At 72.1% G+C, this 2,785-nt stretch carries 5 protein-coding genes; 4 read left to right on the plus strand and 1 reads right to left on the minus strand.

Features of this window, described 5'->3' with window-relative positions; genetic code table 11:
* From KBX53_RS28510 to KBX53_RS28525, 4 genes are all read left to right on the plus strand, one after another.
* Positions 1 to 334: DUF4192 family protein (locus KBX53_RS28510; protein ID WP_210862656.1), on the plus strand; the 334-nt coding region annotated here is incomplete at its 5' end.
* Between the two features lie 61 nt (positions 335 to 395).
* Positions 396 to 647, plus strand: coding sequence for a hypothetical protein (locus tag KBX53_RS28515; protein WP_030331749.1), 252 nt, complete (start codon positions 396 to 398; stop codon positions 645 to 647).
* Positions 644 to 1,042 carry a hypothetical protein gene (locus KBX53_RS28520; RefSeq protein ID WP_210862658.1) on the plus strand — a complete coding sequence of 133 codons (399 nt, stop codon included), beginning with the start codon at positions 644 to 646 and terminating at the stop codon, positions 1,040 to 1,042. The genes KBX53_RS28515 and KBX53_RS28520 overlap by 4 nt, the downstream gene beginning before the upstream one ends.
* Before the next feature lie 177 nt (positions 1,043 to 1,219).
* The gene (locus KBX53_RS28525; protein ID WP_030331745.1) at positions 1,220 to 1,933 is read left to right on the plus strand and encodes a GAP family protein; all 714 of its coding nucleotides are present in this window, start codon (positions 1,220 to 1,222) and stop codon (positions 1,931 to 1,933) included.
* On the opposite strand, the gene fdhD is transcribed toward KBX53_RS28525, so the two are convergent.
* Positions 1,923 to 2,777, minus strand: a complete 855-nt coding sequence (fdhD, locus tag KBX53_RS28530) for a formate dehydrogenase accessory sulfurtransferase FdhD (protein ID WP_210862660.1) — start codon at positions 2,775 to 2,777, stop codon at positions 1,923 to 1,925. The genes KBX53_RS28525 and fdhD overlap by 11 nt on opposite strands.
* Between the last annotated feature and the right edge of the window lie 8 nt (positions 2,778 to 2,785).

Genomic DNA, 2,785 nt, shown 5'->3' on the forward strand with positions numbered 1-2,785 from the left:
CCACCTGCCGGTGCGCGACCACGCCTGGGAACGCACCGACGGTCGCGATCGGGACATCGCCCTGTGGACCGACGTGCTGCGCCGGGCCGAGCCGGAGCTGACCGCCGCGCCCGGTGCGTTGCTGGCGTTCGCCGCGTGGAGGGCCGGGCAGGGTGCGCTGGCGGCGGTCGCGCTCGAACGCACGCTCGGTCTGCACCCCGGCTACTCGCTCGCCCTGCTGCTGGACGACCTGATCCGGCGCGGCGTGCCCCCGGCCGAGCTGGACGGCTGGCCGTCGGTCGGGATGCCCGGGGTCATCCGTCCCCGCAGACGGAGCCGACGTGGCCGCCCCTGACCGTTCCGATCACACGCGCGGTAATACCGCGGGTGCTACCAGAATTGATAGGCTGGCGGACATGACCGTCAAGCGCTCCGTGAGCCTCCCCGACGACGTCGCGGAGTGGCTGGATCGGCAGCCCAACGTCTCGGCCGCCATCACCGCGGCGGTACGGGCCCAGATGGAGGTCATGCACCTCGACGAGGTGCTGCGGCGTGCCGGCATCGAGGTGACCGAGGCGGGCCGGGCGCGGTGGCGGGAGCGGCTGGCGACGCCCATTCCGGCGGACGCCCTGGCCGAAGGACGCCGGATGTTGGGCCGCGCGGGATGAGCGATCAGATCGCTGCCGTCTTCGACGCGTCGGCGTTGACGGCCTACCTCGAGGGCAACCCATCGGTGGGGGAGCTGATGCTGGAGGTCGCCGACGAGGGTCGGCAGGTGGCCGTACCGGCGACGTGCCTGGCTGTCGCCTTCGCAAACGCGACCGACGAGATCGATGCCGCGCTGCTGGCCCTGATGATGACCGTCCCGATGATCCGCCTGCTGCCTCTCGACGCCGAGGACGTGCGAGACACCGGCACGTTGGCCCGCGCCGGGGACGGTGACATCTCGCTCGGCCATGCCGCCCGTGCGGCACTCACCCACGAGGCGCACTACGCGACGGCGCGACCCGAGGCTGCGGCGAAGGTGCTCCCCACCAACTGGAGCATCCTCCAGCTGGCCTGACGAGCGACAAGGCTGCGACGCGAACCCGAGTCGATCATGCGCGGGGCGGGCCCTGGCCGCTTTCCTCGGCACCGCCCTCCGTCGAAGGATGTACGCGTTGCTCCTGTCCACGGCCGACGCGGCCGGCTCACCACCGCCGGAGAATGATCTCGTGGCCGTTAACCGTGTCGGTACGACATGACCCCCGAGTTGCTGCTGTCGCTGGCCGGGCTGGCGTTGATCGACAGCACCAGCATCGGCACCCTCTTCATCCCGGTCTGGCTGCTGCTCGCACCCGGGACGATCAACGCGCGGCGGATCCTCGTCTACCTCGGCACCATCGCCGTCTTCTACTTCGCCGTGGGGCTGCTGCTCGCCCTGGGTGGCAGCCAGTTGGCCGACGTCCTCGGCGGGGCGATGGACAACCGGCCGGTGCTCTGGGCGCAGCTCGTTCTCGGGGTCGGGCTGTTCGCGCTCAGCTTCCGGTACGACGGCAAACGACGCCCACGCGGCGGCGGTGTGCTGCGGTGGCGGGACCGCGTCACAGCTGGCGACTCCTCGGTGCGCTGGCTGGTGGGGCTGGCGCTCCTCGCCGCGCTCGCGGAGGTGGCGACGATGCTGCCGTACCTCGGCGCGGTCGGCCTGCTGACCACCTCCGAGGTCGGTGCGGCGCAGATGGTGGGTCTGCTCGCTGCCTACTGCGTGGTCATGGTGTTGCCGGCGGTGCTGCTGCTCGGAGCGCGAATGGCGTGGCCGAGGCTGGTCGAGCCGGTGCTGGGCCGGCTCAACGCCTGGATCGCGCGCCACTCCGGCGGCATGCTCGGCTGGATCCTCGGCATCGCGGGCTTCCTGCTGGCCCGCGACGCCGTGATCCGGCTGGACCTGCTCGACCAGCTGGTGATCAGACTGTGATCCGTTCGGGGCGGGCGTAGACGTTCATCGTGTTGCCGCGCAGGAAGCCGACAAGTGTCATGCCCGCCTCCTCGGCCAACTCGGCGGCGAGGGTGCTCGGGGCGGACACCGCGGCCAGCAGCGGCAGCCCGGCCATCCACGCCTTCTGGGTCAGCTCGAAGCTGGCCCGCCCGGAGACCAGCAGCAGGTGCCCGGCGAGCGGCAGCCGGCGCTCCCGCACCGCCCAGCCGATCACCTTGTCCACGGCGTTGTGTCGGCCCACGTCCTCGCGCAGCACCACCAGTTCGCCGTCGGGGGTGAACAAGCCGGCCGCGTGCAGCCCGCCGGTCCGGTCGAAGCCGCGCTGGGCGGCACGCAACCGGTCGGGCAGGTCGGCGAGCAGCGTGGCCGGCACGCTGAGAGGGTCCGCCGAGACCAGGAAGAGCGACCGGGTGCGTACCGCGTCGATGCTGGCCTTGCCGCAGACCCCGCAGGAGCTGGTCGTGTAGAAGTTCCGGGACGGGTCGGTGGTCGGTTCCGGCACTCCGGGGGCGAGCACCACGTCCACCACGTTGTACGTGTTCGGTGTCTCCGCGCCGGCGCAGAGCTGCGCGGTCAGCACGTCGTCGGTCGACCGGATCAGCCCCTCCGTCAGCAGGAACCCGATGGCCAGGTCCAGGTCGTCGCCGGGGGTTCGCATGGTGACGGCGAGCGGCCGCCGTCGGCCGGGGCCGGCCGCGCCGACCCGGATCTCCAGCGGCTCTTCCCCGGCGAGGGTGTCCGGCCGGCGGACCGACCCGCGGCCGGCGCTCGCCGCGTCCAGGTCGATCCGGAGTACGCCCCTGCGATCAGTTGCCCGTCCCATCCCGCCAT

Source organism: Micromonospora sp. M51 (assembly GCF_018070305.1).
Classification (GTDB): Bacteria; Actinomycetota; Actinomycetes; order Mycobacteriales; family Micromonosporaceae; genus Micromonospora; species Micromonospora parva.

Bases quoted from the DNA above. Each gene is read 5' to 3' on its own strand.
- KBX53_RS28515 (WP_030331749.1), top strand. From the start codon at position 396: ATGACCGTCAAGCGCTCCGTGAGCCTCCCCGACGACGTCGCGGAGTGG.
- KBX53_RS28520 (WP_210862658.1), top strand. From the start codon at position 644: ATGAGCGATCAGATCGCTGCCGTCTTCGACGCGTCGGCGTTGACGGCC.
- KBX53_RS28525 (WP_030331745.1), top strand. From the start codon at position 1,220: ATGACCCCCGAGTTGCTGCTGTCGCTGGCCGGGCTGGCGTTGATCGAC.
- fdhD (WP_210862660.1), bottom strand. From the start codon at position 2,777: ATGGGACGGGCAACTGATCGCAGGGGCGTACTCCGGATCGACCTGGAC.